The 17,308-nt window shown below is 49.4% G+C and carries 16 protein-coding genes; 9 read left to right on the forward strand and 7 right to left on the reverse strand.

Features of this window, described 5'->3' with window-relative positions:
• Positions 1-11: 11 nt before the first annotated feature.
• Positions 12-590 (reverse strand): TetR/AcrR family transcriptional regulator, encoded by a 579-nt coding sequence (locus SNR34_RS04750; RefSeq protein ID WP_236421024.1) that lies wholly within the window; start codon positions 588-590, stop codon positions 12-14.
• A 189-nt stretch (positions 591-779) separates the two neighbouring features.
• Here SNR34_RS04750 and SNR34_RS04755 point away from each other — a divergent pair, with 189 nt between their 5' ends.
• The gene (locus tag SNR34_RS04755) at positions 780-1,538 is read left to right on the forward strand and encodes an SDR family oxidoreductase (RefSeq protein WP_236421023.1); all 759 of its coding nucleotides are present in this window, start codon (positions 780-782) and stop codon (positions 1,536-1,538) included.
• 586 nt (positions 1,539-2,124) lie between these two features.
• On the opposite strand, the gene SNR34_RS04760 is transcribed toward SNR34_RS04755, so the two are convergent.
• On the reverse strand, positions 2,125-2,721 hold the full coding sequence (locus SNR34_RS04760) for a hypothetical protein (protein ID WP_486181271.1): 597 nt from the start codon (positions 2,719-2,721) through the stop codon (positions 2,125-2,127).
• A 289-nt stretch (positions 2,722-3,010) separates the two neighbouring features.
• The gene (locus SNR34_RS04765) at positions 3,011-3,490 is read right to left on the reverse strand and encodes a GNAT family N-acetyltransferase (protein WP_236421021.1); all 480 of its coding nucleotides are present in this window, start codon (positions 3,488-3,490) and stop codon (positions 3,011-3,013) included.
• Positions 3,491-3,797: 307 nt separating this feature from the next.
• On the opposite strand from SNR34_RS04765, the gene SNR34_RS04770 reads away from it, so the two are divergent.
• Positions 3,798-7,250: a glycoside hydrolase family 2 TIM barrel-domain containing protein gene (locus SNR34_RS04770; protein ID WP_486181272.1), complete on the forward strand. Its 3,453-nt coding sequence runs from the start codon at positions 3,798-3,800 to the stop codon at positions 7,248-7,250.
• A gap of 165 nt (positions 7,251-7,415) precedes the next feature.
• Here the strand turns inward: SNR34_RS04770 and SNR34_RS04775 are convergent, their stop codons facing one another.
• Positions 7,416-8,993 carry a stalk domain-containing protein gene (locus SNR34_RS04775; protein ID WP_486181273.1) on the reverse strand — a complete coding sequence of 526 codons (1,578 nt, stop codon included), beginning with the start codon at positions 8,991-8,993 and terminating at the stop codon, positions 7,416-7,418.
• 202 nt (positions 8,994-9,195) lie between these two features.
• Here SNR34_RS04775 and SNR34_RS04780 point away from each other — a divergent pair, with 202 nt between their 5' ends.
• The 3 genes from SNR34_RS04780 (at position 9,196) to SNR34_RS04790 (ending at position 11,286) form a co-directional block, all read left to right on the forward strand.
• Positions 9,196-9,669, forward strand: a complete 474-nt coding sequence (locus SNR34_RS04780; protein WP_343261423.1) for a DinB family protein — start codon at positions 9,196-9,198, stop codon at positions 9,667-9,669.
• A gap of 57 nt (positions 9,670-9,726) precedes the next feature.
• Positions 9,727-10,206, forward strand: a complete 480-nt coding sequence (locus SNR34_RS04785) for a DUF4362 domain-containing protein (RefSeq protein ID WP_339276231.1) — start codon at positions 9,727-9,729, stop codon at positions 10,204-10,206.
• 171 nt (positions 10,207-10,377) lie between these two features.
• Positions 10,378-11,286, forward strand: coding sequence for an ATP-grasp domain-containing protein (locus tag SNR34_RS04790; protein WP_486181274.1), 909 nt, complete (start codon positions 10,378-10,380; stop codon positions 11,284-11,286).
• 312 nt (positions 11,287-11,598) lie between these two features.
• Here the strand turns inward: SNR34_RS04790 and SNR34_RS04795 are convergent, their stop codons facing one another.
• The 3 genes from SNR34_RS04795 to SNR34_RS04805 form a co-directional block, all read right to left on the reverse strand.
• On the reverse strand, positions 11,599-12,135 hold the full coding sequence (locus SNR34_RS04795) for a GerMN domain-containing protein (RefSeq protein WP_486181275.1): 537 nt from the start codon (positions 12,133-12,135) through the stop codon (positions 11,599-11,601).
• A 33-nt stretch (positions 12,136-12,168) separates the two neighbouring features.
• On the reverse strand, positions 12,169-13,563 hold the full coding sequence (locus tag SNR34_RS04800; RefSeq protein WP_486181276.1) for an N-acetylmuramoyl-L-alanine amidase family protein: 1,395 nt from the start codon (positions 13,561-13,563) through the stop codon (positions 12,169-12,171).
• Between the two features lie 683 nt (positions 13,564-14,246).
• Positions 14,247-14,735 (reverse strand): hypothetical protein, encoded by a 489-nt coding sequence (locus tag SNR34_RS04805; RefSeq protein WP_486181277.1) that lies wholly within the window; start codon positions 14,733-14,735, stop codon positions 14,247-14,249.
• A 1,049-nt stretch (positions 14,736-15,784) separates the two neighbouring features.
• On the opposite strand from SNR34_RS04805, the gene SNR34_RS04810 reads away from it, so the two are divergent.
• Genes SNR34_RS04810 through SNR34_RS04825 form a run of 4 tightly spaced genes read left to right on the forward strand, consistent with a single transcriptional unit; the run spans position 15,785 to position 17,307 of the window.
• Positions 15,785-15,925, forward strand: a complete 141-nt coding sequence (locus tag SNR34_RS04810) for a hypothetical protein (protein WP_486181278.1) — start codon at positions 15,785-15,787, stop codon at positions 15,923-15,925.
• A gap of 42 nt (positions 15,926-15,967) precedes the next feature.
• Positions 15,968-16,282 carry a hypothetical protein gene (locus tag SNR34_RS04815; protein WP_486181279.1) on the forward strand — a complete coding sequence of 105 codons (315 nt, stop codon included), beginning with the start codon at positions 15,968-15,970 and terminating at the stop codon, positions 16,280-16,282.
• Positions 16,279-16,761: a hypothetical protein gene (locus SNR34_RS04820; protein ID WP_486181280.1), complete on the forward strand. Its 483-nt coding sequence runs from the start codon at positions 16,279-16,281 to the stop codon at positions 16,759-16,761. The genes SNR34_RS04815 and SNR34_RS04820 overlap by 4 nt, the downstream gene beginning before the upstream one ends.
• Before the next feature lie 24 nt (positions 16,762-16,785).
• The gene (locus SNR34_RS04825) at positions 16,786-17,307 is read left to right on the forward strand and encodes a hypothetical protein (RefSeq protein WP_486181281.1); all 522 of its coding nucleotides are present in this window, start codon (positions 16,786-16,788) and stop codon (positions 17,305-17,307) included.
• The last annotated feature ends 1 nt before the right edge of the window (position 17,308 follow it).

The following is a 17,308-nucleotide window of genomic DNA, read 5'->3' on the forward strand; positions in this document are numbered from 1 at the left end:
GAAATGCACGGTTAAGCTTCAGGGGACTTCATGTGTATAATTTTGAACAGCTCGTTGGCCATGTATTCGGGCGTATGCCTGAAATCCTGGCGAATCCATTCGAGGATCATGCCGAAGATGGCATGCGACTGATAACTGGCCAGCAGTTCATGATTGATGTGATCCGGGAAAATGTCGTTGAGATCCTGCAGGGCAAGATCGCGCAGCACATTGCAGATCATCTCTTGAAAATGGGATGAAGCATCCGATTTCACGACAAGGGTATAGAAGGGCGCATGTTGGTGAACATGCTTAAAGATGGTGATGGCCGAAGACGGCATGGCATGGACTTGAAAGGCATCTTTGTCCCGATACGGCTCGCGAAAGGAAGTGACCAGATCCTGAACGACATCCTCGATCAGTTCGTTGAACAGATCCTCCTTATACTGATAATGTCTGTAGAAGGTGCCGCGATTCAGGTCCGCGAGCTGCACGATGTCCGTAATGGAAATTTCCTTGAAAGGTTTCTTTTGCATCAGAGCGATCAAGGCGTCCTTGAGGGCGGCCTTCGATTTTTTGATTCGGCGGTCCTGTGCCGGGAGATCAGACATAGTGCATGCTCCTTTCAACAGCTTTTTTGACGAAAAAGTACAATATGGGCACCATATGTTCGATAACGTACATTCCGGCCCTCGTTTACTGATTGAATGGCTTAGCCATGACTTATTATACTAAAGACAAGAGTTAATGAACATTTGTTTGTTAACTTTATGTAAACGAATACAGGGAGGAAGATCCATATGAGACTTGAACATAAAGTAGCGGTAGTTACTGGCGCAGGCTCGGGCATGGGCAAAGCGATTGCGACATTGTATGCGCAGGAAGGCGCCAAAGTGGTCGTGTCGGATATCAATGAAGGCACTGCTCAAGCGGTGGTTGACGATATCAAGGCGAGCGGCGGCGAAGCGATCGTGGTTGTAGCCAACGTAGCGCAGGAAGACGACATCCAGAGGCTGATCGATACCGCGGTGAGCACGTACGGTACGGTGGACATTCTGGTTAACAATGCGGGCATCATGGACGGCATGGAGCCAGCCGGGGAGATCACCGACGAGCTGTGGGATCGCATCTTTGCGATCAACACAACCAGCGTAATGCGCGCAACGCGCAAAGTGCTGCCGATTTTCCTGGAGAAACAAAAAGGAGTGATCGTTAACGTCGCATCCGCAGGCGGGTTGTTTGGCGGTCGTGCAGGCGCGGCTTATACGGCTTCCAAACACGCGGTGGTCGGTTTTACGAAAAATACGGGATACATGTACGCTCCCCAAGGCATTCGCTGCAATGCGATTGCACCGGGCGGCGTAGAAACGAATATCAGCGCTTCGATGAAAAGCTTCAGCCCGTTCGGCGGAGGCCGCCAGCAGCTCGGCATGGCCATCAACCCGCGCTTGGGCAAGAGCGAAGAAATCGCGCAGGTGGCTTTGTTCCTCGGATCGGACGAATCCAGCTTCGTGAACGGCACCGTGGTCACTGCGGACGCAGGATGGACTTCGTATTAAGTTTTGGGCAAGGGCTGTTTCGCGTAAATGCGCACAGGCTGTGCCGGTGATGGATTAGCTCATGGTGCTGGTGACTGAACAGGCTGCATAACGGATGATTGATTAACCTGTATGTAAGAACGAAGCGACTTCCTCCGACGGGTTTGCAATGGCGGGAGCGCTTCTTTTTTGTGCGATGAAGCTGGCTGCAGCGTGTTAAAGCAAGCTGCCGATGATCTAACGAACATAGCGCACTTTATTCGGGCATGTATGAGGCTATTCCCCGGCTAACGAACATGAGCAGTCTTATTCGGGTGAAGATCGCCGGCAGAAGCACGTTTTTGAATCAATAACGTGCCTCAGGTTCATTACATTTTCAAACATGCAAAATGGTCTCCGATACCGTGTCTGAGGTTCGTTACAGTTTCACCCTGAGAGAATTCAAGCTTGCGTAACGCACACCTGTGACAAATAACGGGCTTCAGTTTCCTCCCAGCACCATTCTTGCTGTTTTGTATGGCGCCATTCATTTCGCTCCATGTTGAAACGACGCCAACGAAAAACCCGCCTGCATGCAGACGGGTTTTTCCATTCAGTCCTGTATGGATTACAGGTCGAATCCCAATTTGTTGGCATATTTGATGAATTCCTGGTTGGATTGCTCGATCAGTTTGGCACCTGCGGCCAATTTGTCGTTGCCTTGTTTCAATTGGGTGCTGTTCACTTTCGTTTTGGAAACGGACTGTTTGAACAACTGATATGCTTCAAGCTGCGTGTAGCTGCCTTTGACCAGTTTGGCATGGATTTTTTGCAGCTCGGCGTTCTTCGGTTTGATCAATTTCAGCTTGGACACATACTTTGTATAGTTAGGAATGGCCGTATTGTTCAACTTGAGGAAAATGGATTTGCGGTTGGCCGACGTAATGGTCATTCCGCCTTTGAAGGAATTGAACGCTCTTTCCTCGTATACGGCAGCCGCTTCCAATTGATCGATATAGTCGAGCAGGTCGGCTTCGTCCGCCGTAAATTCAGGTTCATCTACAGAAGTATCTTCCCCTGCGGTATCCTCAGTCACTGCGCTGTTCTCATCGTAGTATACAGGAGTGGTGTCGCTTGCTGCAGAAACGGAAGCTCCGGTTGGAAGCACTGCGCCGCCCAGCAAAGCAAAGCTCATCATCAAAGAAAGCAACCAAGATTTTTTCACGATTGTAATTCCCCTTATCTATATATGTGATTATTTTCTATTACATAAACTAACATGAGATCACAAAATATGACAGGAATTGATTGCCAATCGCCTTCATAAATTTTCCTTGTTTACGGTATAAATACGAATCCGAATGCCTTGCAATGATGAGAAGGAGGGCGGAAACCGGAATTATTAGGTATAAGGTTGGGCAAATATATTGATTTATGAACATCCGTTCCCGATCAGAATGATGAAATTAGTCCCAAAATCTTCGCTTTATATGAAAAAAGCACTGATTTTCCATTTACGTGAGTTCTTTTATATACCAGGCATCGCATGCATTATGCTCGGACTCCTCCAAGCCTTGCTCCAAAGGTCGGAAACCGTACTTCACGTACAGGGCGTTCGCCGCCTCCAGTTTGTCGAAGGTTTCCAGATAGCAGTAACGGTAATGCGCTGCGGCAAAGTCCAATGCAGCGTTCATCAGTTGTTTGGACAGCCCTTTGCCTTGGGCTTGAGGAGAGAGGTACAGCTTCTGCAGTTCGCAAATTTCCGGATTTTGGCCGAACGGGCCGATGCCGACACCGCCTGTGACCTCGCCCTGATCCGTAACGAGCACCCAATATTTGGCCAGCGGGATTCGTTCGTAATATTGTGCCAGGCTGCCAAGCTGTGGGTCAAAATAGGCGGTTCCGGGGATGTTCAATCCGAAGGATTCCAGCGAACGTTTGATGATCTGCTCCATGGCCCGGTTATCTTGTTCTTCAATCTCGCGTATGTGCATCGTTTCATCCCTCGCATCTGTTGTAATCATGGCCAAGTGCATGTGTCTGTGCGGCTTCATGTTTAAGGATTTTATTCTACTGCCGGCCATCCCCTCAGTCAATCGCGGAGGGGAGATTTACAGCTTTTCGTGATTCAATGCACTATTGTCAAAAAAACTTTGTTTATTGCCCCTACAAAGTTCGTTCTAGTGGTATAATCGGTACGAGCAGCAAGATTTCCGAACATGGAATGGTTCATTCTCGGTGCAGTAAAAGTATATTTATGTAAACGTAACCATAACAACTTCAGGGAAGTGAGAATTCACGATGAACCAAAGAACCCTTTTTAATGATGGATGGCAATTCGCCAAAAGCAGCTTGGCAGTCACGGAGCCGGCAGGACTGGCGTTCGAGCAGGTAGAGCTTCCGCACGACTGGCTGATTTACGATTCGCAAAATCTGTATGAGGACAGCATCGGCTGGTACCGCAAAACGTTCCAACACAAAGATGAAGGGAAGCAATTGCTGCTTTGCTTCGACGGGGTGTATATGGATTCTTCCGTATATGTGAACGGACAGCTTGTGGGCGAATGGAAATACGGTTATTCCGCGTTTGAGCATGAAATCACAGAGGCGCTTGTGGAGGGCGACAACGAAATTGTCGTCAAAGTCGTTCATCAGAGCCCGAACAGCCGCTGGTACTCCGGTGCGGGCATTTACCGCAACGTCTGGTTGAAAACGCGTGACCGCAACCATGTCGAGAGCCACGGCATTTATGTCTCGATCCGCAAACAGGAAGAGGACTGGCGCGTCGAAGTCGACACGGACGTGAACCTGCATCAGGATGCGGAGCTGACGCATACGATTGTGCGGGACGGACAGGTCGTGGCGACAAGCAGCGCAGCCATCTCCGTTCAAGCCGGGGAGGCGGGAGTACGGAAAAATGAGCAGCAGCTGACCGTAGAGCAGCCCGAGCTGTGGAGCACGGAGCAGCCTAACTTGTATCAACTCGTGACGGAGCTGCGTTTGACGGGTAACGGCAATGATGGCCATTTGATCGAATCGATCACGCAAAACATCGGCTTCCGCGAAATTTCGATGGACCCGAACGACGGTTTCCGCCTGAACGGCGTCAAAATGAAAATGAACGGCGTGTGCGAGCACCACGATCTCGGCGCGCTGGGCGCGGCATTCAACCTGACGGCATTGCGCCGCAGATTCAAGCTGCTGCAGGAGATGGGCGTCAACGCGATCCGCACCTCCCATAACATGCCTGCCAAGGAGTTCATGGATCTGGCGGACGAGACGGGCATGCTCGTGGTGTCCGAGGCGTTCGACATGTGGGAACGGGCGAAGACACCGTACGACTATGCGAGATTTTTCCCGGAATGGGCGCATGCCGACGTGAAAAGCTGGGTGACTCGCGACCGTAACCATCCAAGCCTGGTGATGTGGAGCATCGGTAACGAAATCTACGATACGCATGCCGACGAGCGCGGGCAGGAAGTCACGCGCATGCTGATGGATTACGTGCTGGAATTCGATCCGAAGCAGAACGCGGGCGTAACGATCGGTTCCAACTACATGCCATGGGAAAACGCGCAGAAATGCGCCGATATCGTGAAGCTGGCCGGCTACAACTATGCCGAGAAATATTATGACCAGCATCATGCCGAGCATCCGGACTGGATCATTTACGGCAGCGAAACGGCCTCGGTTGTGCAGAGCCGCGGGATCTATCATTTCCCGTTCGAGCAATCGATCCTTGCCGACGATGACGAGCAGTGCTCCGCGCTTGGCAACAGCACGACGAGCTGGGGGGCGAAATCGCCGGAGTTCTGCATTTTGGCCGAACGCGATACGCCGTATTCCCTTGGACAGTTCCTGTGGACCGGATTCGATTATATCGGGGAGCCGACGCCGTACCATACGAAAAACTCGTATTTCGGCCAGCTCGACACGGCAACGTTCCCGAAAGATTCCTACTATATTTATCAGTCCGCCTGGACGGATTACAAAAAAAGCCCGATGGTTCATCTGCTCCCGTATTGGGACTTCAACCCCGGGCAAATCATCGACGTACGCGTAGCAAGCAATGCGCCGAAGGTCGAGCTGCAATTGAACGGCCGCTCCATCGGCACGTTCGATATCGACCATGCGCACGGCAAACAACTGGTCGGCTGGTGGAAAGTGCCTTACGAGGAAGGCGAACTGAAAGCGATCGCTTATGACGAGCAAGGCAACGTCATTGCGACGGACGTACAGCGCTCATTCAAGGATGCCGCCAGCATTCGGCTGCAAGCGGATAAAACCGAGTTGACCGCAGACGGCACGGACCTGATCTTCGTCGAGATCGGGGCGGACGATGCCGCAGGCCATCCGGTGCAGAACGCGAACAACCGCGTGAACGTGAACGTGACCGGCGCTGGCCGCCTGCTCGGTCTGGACAACGGCGACAGCACGGATTACGACCAGTACAAAGGCCTCAGCCGCAGATTGTTCAGCGGCAAGCTGATGGCGATCATCGGCGCGACGAACGAGGAAGGCCCGATCCGCATCGAGGTAACATCCGAAGGACTGGAGAGCGCCGTGGCCGAATTCACCGCGGTTGCGGCGCCGATAGCAGCAGATGGCGATGTACAACGCTCGGCGGCTGCTTCGGCTTTGACGAGCAACAAAGAGTATCCTGTCGTTACGGGCGCAGCCCGGGAAATTCCTTTGCGCAAAATCGAGATCATCAGCCAGGCCGGACAACAATTCGATCCTTCGACGCAGGAGATGGTGGTCCAAGCGAAGCTGTATCCGGAAAACACGTCCTACCGCGATATCGAGTGGGCGGTCGTCAACGATGCAGGCATTGAATCCAACATTGCGCGAGTCGAAGCGAACGGACTGGAAGTGAAGGTGTTTGCCCTCGGTGACGGCGAGTTCAGACTGCGGGCAACGAGCAGCAACGGCACAGACAAAACGAAGCTGATCTCCCAGCTGGAATTCAAAGCAGCGGGACTAGGAACGGCATATAAAGATCCGTACGGCTTTATCTCGGGCGGTTTATACGACGATACGAAGGGCGAAGTCGGCAACGGCAACGAACGCGGCGTGGCGACGAGCCGTGACGGCGAGACGCACGTATGCTTCCGCAACATCGATTTCGGCGCTTATGGTTCGGATACGATCACGATTCCGATTTTTGCGCTGTCGAGCGAGGAGTATTTCCTGCAAATCTGGGAAGGCATGCCAGGCGAGGAAGGCAGCGAGCAGCTGGCCGATGTCGTGTACCAGAAAGAAACGAAGTGGAACGTGTATCAAGAGGAGACGTATAAGCTGAACAAACGTCTGCAGGGCATCACGTCGATCTGTTTTGTGCTGAAGCAGAAAATCCATATCAAAGGATTCTCCTTCGAACGGCAAAGCCGGGCGTACGAGCAAAACACGGCCGCTTCCTGCGACCATCTATATGGGGATACGTTCACGATCCAGGGCGATTTCGTCGAAGGCATCGGGAACAACGTTTCGCTGGAGTTCGACGCGATGGACTTTGGCGCGGAAGGCACGTCGAAGCTGGTCATCCACGGCCATTCGCCGATCGATAAAAACACGATTCACATCCGTTTCTCCGGAGCGGACGGCCAGATGAACCAATTGGTCGAGTTCACGCAATCCGCAGGCTATGAGGAGCGCGTGTTCGAGCTGGAGAAGGTGACGGGCGTGCAGAAGGTGACGTTCATCTTCCTGCCGGGCAGCAGCTTCGATTTCGGCTGGTTCCGATTCGAGAAATAAGTGGAATGAAAAGACGAACCATCCTTTCCTTTTACGGCCCGAAACCAGGTCGGGATGCTCATGGACGGTTCGTGAAGCATAACTAAACCAAATCCCCTGTGGGGGGCGCGTAAAGCCATGTCGGCCTAGCGTCCTCACAGGGGATTTTCGCGTGGATCGGCACCGTCAGTGGGTATCGTCAATGGTCAGTATATATCGCTGTGCATCCCAATGAACGGTTAAACCAAGCGCTTCCAGCGCTTCATACGGTAATGTCGTTGCTCCGGAGTAACTGCTGACTGGCTCCGGCAAAGGAACGATTTTGTCCTTGATTTTTCCGTCAATCGTCACGTGAAGCTCCATGTCGCCCGGTCGAATCGTGGCTTTGGCGTCGCCAAGGGCAAGCGAATAATAATCGATGGAGCCATCGTTGTTGCGATGGACAGTGAAGGTAGCACCCAGGGCCGTAGCAACCGCCTTGGCTGGCAGTTGGACCGTTGTTGCAGTCGCAACCGTCGCATAGGGCGCTTCCAGCAGTTGGCCTTTGATGTAAACGTCAGTGCCAAGGGGAGCTTGGATCGGCTTATAGGCCATACCGCCCGGTGACGTTGCGGGCCCACCGGCTTCCTGATATTTATCGCCTCCCCATCCCCAGACGTTCCCGTTCGCATCCAGGGCCAGAGCATGATACGTGCCTGCCGAAATGTCGGCAATGCTGGAGAGGCCATTTACTTTCCCCTGTTTGCCAGTGGGAGTTTGTCCATAGCTGTATACCTCGCCTTTGGTCGTCAGCATTAAAGTGAATTGGGAGCTTACTTCCAGCCGGGATAATTTTAATTCCGGATGGTATGCAGTGACTTTTCCCCGTTCGTCGACATGCCACGCTTTTCCCTTCTTATCCAAGGCGTAAGAGCCTGAAACCGCGGAGATGCTGCTTAATCCCTTCACCTTCACTGGGGTAGAGGGAGATGTCTCCGGGGTGTCTGATTCTTCCCAGGTCCAGACCGTGCCGTCTTTGCGGACGGCAAAGGCTCGTGTGCCGCTTGCATCGATTGAAACGACATCGGTTAACCCCTTTACGACATGAGCTTTTGCAGCCTCGGTCCCCTGGGACGGAGTGGACCAGGAGTACACGGTACCGTCCTTGCGCAGCGCCAAGCTAAAAAAACCACTGGTTGAAATCTGTTTTGCGGAAATCTGGGTAACTTGTACGGGCAATGGAGTCCGGCCCCACTCCCAGACCGTGCCGTCTTTGCGCAGCGCAGCATGGTTTCCTATTCCCGCCGTTGAGATCGCTATGATCCCCTCCAGTTGGGGAACGCGGATCGGACTGAAGGTATGACGGTATCGTACCTTGCCCGTCGCGCCGAGTTCTCCCCACAGGTTGCGTCCCCATGCCCAGACGGTGCCGTCGCTGCGCAGGCCAACGGAATGGTAGTGAGCCCCTTCGACGGCGGTGTAATGCAGGTTGTCTCTGGCCGTTGATGCCGCGGCTGCTTCATTCGCCGAGCTTGGAGCCGAGGATGTGGGAGCCGGCATAGCAGGCGGGATTGGCGCAGGTGCAGCGGCAGCAGCCCCAGCAGGCAGGCCGGCGGATAACAGTACCGCTGCAAGCGTTGCGGCGGTCAGGGCGCGCAGCGTGGAAGCCGGGCGAGTTTCCTTTCGCAGGTTCGAGCCCGCGTCGCTGGTGACGGGGAATGGAACCTGATGTTGATCCGAATGACTGGATGGATTCCTCCAGCGCATATTGTCGCCTTCTTTCATATGGGATGATTTAGCGGATTTTGCATTCTTCCTTCTAAACGTATGTGAGAGGACGAAAGTTACGGGAATGAAGGGGCACTTTTGGCGAGTTGTCGGATAAGAGGCATGGATCAGGCCTTGCTTTTTTTTGTGCTGCAATACGTATAAAATGGAAATATTCCAATGATTTGAAGAGCGGATCAGGAGAATGGGGGATGGAGCTATGAAATACCAGGAAGAGGTACTATGGAATCAACTTCGGGATGTGCGGGAGTTTACGGTCCACGTATGTCGTGAGATTGATCCTGCGCAGGTTCATGTCGTGCCTGGAGGGTTTAACAATTCAATCCTGTGGAACGTGGGACATATCGTGCTGGATCAGGATACGTGGTTTCATTACCTGATACACGATCAGGCGGAAGTTCCGGCGAGTTATCAGCATTTTTTTGGATATGGGACAAGCCCGGAAACATGGGCGGATGAACCGCCAGCCTGGGCAGAACTTATGGAGCAATTGATCGCTCAGCCCCGGGTACTGGAAGAGAAATTCAAGGGCCGTCTGGAGGAAACACTGCTCCGGGTGAGCGAACTGGGCATGAGCACGATCGGGGAAGTCATACCGCGCACGTTATATCATGAGTGGTACCATCTGGGCGTGATCCAATCCATGCGGAGGGTGATTGGGTCGGTCCAATGAAACGAACTTCTGGAACATTTTAGGAACCCCAAACGTTATTGTCCATGAGGTGATGTTATGGAAAAGAAGAAGACCGTTCTGATGCTTCTGCTCTTGGCGATCATGCTGCTAACGGCCTGCGTGGCCAACGTGCCTGATGCTCCCGAAACCCCTAAAACGGCTTTGCCGGCAATCACGGATCCGTATACCCCTGAGCACGCGAAGCAGAACGGCGATGTCGTTAATTTGCACGGCCAGGTGACGAACCAGGAACGGTGGGAACAATTCATGGACCAAGTCCATGCCAAACAACAGGACCAGGTTCGCGTAACGATCTACACGATCGAAGGCGATCCGATCATCTATGAACTGAATTATGATGGTACAGCTATACAGTACAGCTATGACAATACGAGGGACGCCTACGCCGGAAAAGGCCGGATCGTGAACAATGCTTGCCAGGGCATCGGCACCATGAAGGCGGAGCAGGGCGGAGAATTTTACATTCTTACCGGTTGCGAAAATGAAGACTACGCGTTTATGCTGCCAAAGTTATAGCATGTTGCGGTTGAGTTCTCCCTGTCCCTATCAGAATTCGACTAGCTTCATGCCAAGTGCTTTGGTATAGAAAACAATCGTTTCTTACGGACGAGTAAAGCGTAGGATCTATGAGACCGATGAAATGCATGTGCAAGTTATCGAGAAATGGCAGTTGGGAGAGGTAGAAAGATGTTGATCCTATTTGGCAGTTCACCGCTGGATGAACGAAAGGTGGACGAAATGTATGAAGAGGAATATGCGGCCGCTGCAAAGGCTGGCTTTGAGGTAGGGCTGGTAAATCTGGAGCAGCTCATGGCGGAACAGAGTCCAGCTCGTGCTGTGAAACGGCTGCCGTCTGCAAGCGATCGGGAAGACGTGTTATATCGCGGGTGGATGCTGACACCGAAAGATTATGCCATGTTATACGAGGCGCTGCTGGCTAAAAACTTGAAGTTAATCAACCGGCCCGAGCAATACAAGCACTGTCATTACCTGCCGGAATCGTACGCGAAAATCCAGGAATATACACCGAAGTCGGCATGGCTGCCGATCGGAGAGGTCAAAGAAACGGAAGATGCCGTTCAACATGCGGTCAGCGCATTCGGGCAGCGCCCGATCATCGTAAAGGATTACGTCAAATCCCGTAAACATGAGTGGAACGAAGCGTGTTACATCCCGGATGCATCCGATGCGGAACGGGTGGCCGAAGTGGTGCGGACCTTCGTGACGCGGCAGGGCGACGACCTGAACGAAGGCCTTGTTTTCCGGGAGTTTGCGGAATTGGAGTTTCTTTCCTACCATGCTCGCAGCGGCATGCCGTTGTCGCGGGAAATGCGGGTCTTTTTCCTGAAAGGCGAGCCTGTCTTCGTCTCGAACTACTGGGAAGCCGGCGAGGACGGCGAATTTGCGGAGGTGCTGGATTCGTTTCTGGACGTGGCCCGGTCGGTGGAAAGCCGCTTTTTCACGATGGACTTCGCGAAGCGGAAGAACGGTGGCTGGATCATTATGGAGCTGGGCGACGGGCAAGTTGCCGGGCTGCCGGACGAGACGGAGCCGCAGGCGTTTTATGCAAGCTTGCGCAAGGGGATGGAGAAGTAGGTCGATTACGTTGGGGTAAAAAAAAGATACTGAACGAAGATGAACCATTGACGGATGTTGCACATCCAAGATTCGCTGAATCCAAGATACAATTGGCAATCCTCGGATAAGAGCCCCTGAACGGGCAGACCTTAAAGGACGAAGAGTCTTATAAGGTCTTTTTTTCGTTTAACTCGGGAGATGCTGTTCTTCGTCATTTCAGCGTTATCCTCCACGCCAGTATAAGTAAAAAAAAGATCCGACCAGTAATTTTACTGGCCGGATCAGTCATGGAATAAAACCCCGATGACAACGCAAGTGAGGCTGGTTGAGTCAATTTCGGTTCATGGGATGGTCCAGTTCGGCATGCCCCATTAAACTTTCCGCTGCATTTCCGTCTACCAGCAGATCGATACTCGTCACTTCCTCGAACTGAAAAAACGTCTCCTTGAGGGAATCCAAGGCTAAAAGCTCACCGCTAGCCCCCAATGCCGCGTCTTCCGGGATATGGACATCTAAAGTCAGCACCCCTTGATCGAACGTGGATGACAGTAAATCAATCTTGTTCCACAGGGAGATGAGTTCGGTTTGATCGCTGCTTTGGAGAGCGGCAAACGTTTGGCTGTACTTATCGGAGTCGTCTTTAAACGTAATTTCCTTCGTACCTTGCTCCAGTTGAGTTAGTTGATCATCCGCGTAATATACCTTGATTTCTTGAGTTTGCTTATTCTCCTCTTGCTGTTCCGCCGGTGAAGTGCTTGCAGGATTAGAGGCCTGCACCGGCCCGGAAGAGGTTGGTTTGGTGCCGCATCCTGCTGCCACCAAGCTGATTGCACAGACTACGAGTGCGAGCTGAATTCCTTTTTTCATAGAAGCACATCCTCTTGATTTATTCGCTGGCTTTTATAGGTTCAGATACTCTTTAATCCCGTCGACGATGGCTTGAGCGGCCTTGTCTTGCGTGCTCTCTGACATCATTGCTTCTTCTTCATCTTTGTTGCTTAAAAATCCGATCTCCAGAAGAACTGCGGGCATGGTGGTTTCTCGAATGACTTGAAGATTGCCATTTTTGACGCTGCGATCTTTGAACCCTAAAGCCTCGATCAAATGTTTGTGAATAATGGTTGCTAACTCTTTACTGCTTGCACGCTGGTAATAAAACGTCTCGGTACCGCTTACCTGAGGAGACCCCTTTACGCTATTTCCGTGAATGGATACAAAAACATCCGCATTAAGATCGTTAGCCAGTTTAACTCGCTCCGAACGCGTAGGATATACATCCGTTTCTCGCGTCATAATCAATTCAATGTTTGGTTCTTGTTTCAACAGGGCTTGTACCTTTAGACCTAAAGCAAGAGTGAAATTCTTCTCAGGTTTGTTCGTAAAGCTTATGGTGCCCGGGTCGCTTCCCCCGTGTCCTGGATCAATAACGACGACTTTCTTGCCATCCGTGGCAGGGGTTGCAGGCGTTGGGCCGTTGACCATGCTCAAATCAAGGATGAATTTGCCTGCAACGTATTGTTGAGAATAATTAACCGCACTGACATTATTTAATTCAATGACGATTCGGACTTGAGCCGGATCATTTTTGAATAGGGAATAGCGTACCTCGCTAACATTCGGACTGTCGCTCGTATCCAATTTGCCCATCGAACCTACTGGCAGCACTTGCCCCATATTACCAAAATCCGTAGAAGGAAAATCCACAACAATCCGCTCGGGATTTTTTAACGTGGTGATGACCGGCGTCACTTCCTGATCCATAGAAACGACAAGCTGATTGTTCGCATAGTTTATTTCATGAACAAGGTTCGTTGCCCCTTCATTCCCATTCCCATTCGAAGGAGAGGTTGGGACGGAGGCAGTGTTGGTTAGAGTGACGATCTTTTCTTTGTTATTCCAACCGACCCGAAGCCCCATTTCTTCACTAACAAAACGTAGAGGAACAACAACCGTGTTCTTGATCATTTGGGGAGCGATGTTAAGCGTTACGTTGCTGTTCTCGACGATGGCTTCCTGTTGTCCTACGGTCAACGAAATCGCTTTGGACCCCTGTTGAATGCTCACATTCTGTGTTTTTTGGTCCCAGTTCACATTGAATTTCAAATTTTCGGCAACGACGCGGATGGGAATCATGATGTTGTTTCGTACATTCACGACTTCAACGTCATTGGGCAGGGTTAGTTCCTGGCCATCCAAAATAATTTTCGTTTGATTTGCGGCTGCGTTGGTTTGAACGGGAAGCAGAAAAAGCATCAGTATACTAAACCACAATAACATAAGTATAGATTTCTTCATTTCACACCTCTGTTTTAAATTAGCTTACTATATGAACATTCGGCTGTTTGGATCGAAACTTGAACAATAAACAAGCTATCAGCAATTTCTCTATTCTAAGGAATCACAGGAAGGTAAGAAATCGAATCGTTCTACACACGGAGCTAGGGACAGACAACACACGTCTGCGGGATCAAACCATCACCTCCCATGACCCGCAAGTTCATTGAAAGCCGAACAATCGGACCGGCAAACACCTGATTATTACATTGTAAATATTTATACATCATCATCCTGTGAATCCGTGAAATTACTTTGTTGGAACTACATCTTATTTACAATGATGCCAAGATAACCTTTCGCTCACTACTAATAACGCTTTTAAAGATGAAATAGTTACCATATGGTATGGATTTGATACAAAATTCTTCGAATTCCGGGTCGTTTAGCACGAGTCATTCCGATGGGGAAGGGAAAAATTACCACCAATCCTTTCAACGAAGGAATGGGGGTACGTTATGACGGTTGCTGACCTAGTCATTGAGCACTTGATGAAGTATTGAAAGTCTAATACTTTATTTTCGGCTCTTGCATGAGTTGGCCGGAATGGATGGTCCAACCACGAAAAGGAATGTCCACAGTCACGAGGGGGTGACGAGGGCATCCCTTTTCATCTTGCGCAGCAAGTTTTACGCGTGAAGGAATTAGCTCTGTGTGATCACACGATTGCCAAAGTCGGGGTCGATATCATCCGCTTGGACAAGCCATTTTCCGTTTTTACGGACGAGGGTCAGGCGGCCTTCCAAAGGAAGGCGTTCGCTTTCCCCGTTTTGCCGGGTCAGGATCAAGTCGACCGTGTAATCGAAATCCACGTAATTTTCCGCTTCCTGGTAGAGTTCGAAGGTCAGGTTCTCCGGTTTCATCGAAACTTGCTGCACGCTCGCAATTCGGAACGTTAAGACACCGTAGCTTGTATTACCCGGTTTGTCGGTGTAATTATCGGCGTATAGAGGTTCCATTTCTGCAAGGCGTTTCATCATGGCCTCGTCCTCCAAAGGCGTCTCCGGGATCTCGTCGATCGTATACTCTTTGGTTTTGTACGTCTCCGCTGCCTTCATGGCTTCGGCAATTTCTTGTTCATCCATCGACGTATCCGGGGTAACATCTGGCTGCTGCGTCTCCGATTGTTTCATGGGGGGTTCTGCATCCGTCTCATTGGAAGGCCCGGGTGATGTGCATCCGCTTATGAGTGCGAAGGACAACAACGTTAATCCCAAGAGCGATGAGAAGTTTCTCGGCATTCATATCTCTCCCTTCTAGTTGAGGGTAATATTACCATATGATGGTTGGGATTCAAAATGAAAGGACCATCTTGCTATTCACTTCTTAAGTTCGTAAATAGCCAGAATAATAATCGCAATTAGCGCTATGAGGAAAAAAATAGCAAGTACAATTAAAACACCGTAACCCAGTACGGAGGCTAACTTAGTGACTATTTTTTTCATAAAAGACAACCTTTCTATTTAAGGTGAAAAGGTGCTGACAGCTGGGGAAGCTAGTGTTTCTTAGTTCATTCACATCTATAATCAACAGAACTATAACCTTAATTTGTAAGTTGGTACTTAATATATAAACCGCAAAAAACATACACACGTTAACGGAGAGGCAGAACCAATCTGAAGAAGCGAGGCGTTCGCATTTTACCGGATTTCCCCTTTGAAACAGGGATTTGAAAAAATCTGGGGATAACAGCGATCGGAAGATGGTACTGCACTCGCAGTGGCCTAGTGTGATTGATTAATGCGGCTTCTATTGTAATAACAACTTGATAAAGAGTTTAGTTTCCTATACCACCAAAAGAGTGACTCTGAATTTTGATTGCTCCACAAGAGTAAGCCTGTTGAGGAGATTACGCGAATATGTAGGTATGGTAGTCAACAAGCATTGTTTATTTACGGACTAGAAGTCATGGGAAAATGCGACGTAGGGTCGATTCCAGCAAACAAACTGACTTGTTAAAATTTAGATATCATTCAAGTTCAGTTTGGCGGTGAAGAGGGCAGTCAAGAAATGAAAGTTTGAACAAGAATGATCGTTTTTTAGTCCGTAATTTTATTGAGTCCGAAACCTATAAGGACTAAATGGGATACGGGGATTCATGAATTTGAATTAACCATAAAATTATTATTTAGGTGATCGTATGTCCCTAGATCTTGATGTAAGAATGACGAGAATCATTCATATGAATGCATTAAAAAAAGAGATATCCAAAGAAGCTGTCAGACTGTTGAAGGTAGAGAGGATCCCTGAAGTTACTATAAAACAGATTTTAAATGGAAAGAAAGTTGATCTAGGTGATACTGCTCTTTTTGAGGAGAGTTAAGCGTATGCAGTCGCATTTAGAGGGATGGAAAGCGAGGTTGGATTGGCGTTTACTTATCTAGATCCGACCCTTCCTTATGTAGACGAAGAGGAATCTGGATTTTGGATGGGAGTCATGGTACAAGGGGAGCGTGAACCTGTCGAGTTTGCATTAGCTGCTATAATTGCGCGATCTGCTGCCAAAATCAGCGGTCCTGCTTCTGAAATTATTGATGAACGCAAGTTTTGGAGCAGCCAGCGCGTGAATCATTATCACGATTTTGTAAACGATATTGAAATCGGAGATCGGTTTGATCGTGTGGAACAAGCTAGCGAGAAGTTTTATTCCAAATTGCCTAAGGGAGACCCTATAGCATGAGCTCGATCATTTTTTTGAAAAATATAGAGAACTATTCTCCCGAACATGCGTTAGAAGCATTTAAGCAGGCCGCTACGAAAGCAGGCATGTTTTGCATTTTAACAAGGACGAAGTCAAGCAAAGGTCAATTTGTATCTGGCGAAGGAACGTTATCGGAAGTGGATGAGGCTGCATTTTTAAGTGCGGATAACAAAGAGCATCTAAAGTACTTCACATTTAATATTAATCCAGTGGATGAAGACTCATATGACAGCTTTACCTGGCTAACACAAAACGAAAAGTATTTTTGGGCTATCGATATCGAAAATATTAAAGATGACTACGCGTTTATTTATCATTTTGTTATAGCGTATTTTAGAGATCATCCTGAAGATTATCTATGGTTTGATGATGCGGATTGGTGTTATACGGCTAAGGACCTCATTAGGTTAAGTAACATGCCTTACAATCCGCTATGGTCCAGTGAGAAAATCGTGTGAGAACGTCGGAATTTAAACTTTCGATTGGATCATGAATGGGAAAGCGTACTTGTTATTACTAAGGAGGGAAAAATGGGTATTTCTGCACACATCCTTTTCAAAAGCGGAAATAGCATTGAAATAAACCATTTATTGCTTCGATTAGGTGAGTTATGCGCGAACGAAGGAATGTTCTACAGCCACACCCTGAATAAAGTAGACGATGCCGGAAAATTAAAATACTGTGAATACTGTGTTAGCGATATTCCATTAAATGAAAGTTATGATAGGCCAATTTGTTTTGGAATCGCTGATGAACCGTATCCACATAAACTTGTCGATTTCGATTGGGATTCTCCCCCACAAGAGTATTTTAAAACGTTAGTTTCTGGCGATTTTGTGGACAACGAAGATTTATTATTCAAATTTCTATATGCATTCCTCAATGAATTCCCCACCGCTACGGTTTGGATCGAAGAAGACTGGTTCTACACATTGGCTGATCTGAACAAACTTAGGGATAATGATGTGGATCATTGGTGTTATGTTAATCCAAGGGATTGGTGAA

Source organism: Paenibacillus sp. XP01 (genome assembly GCF_057364885.1).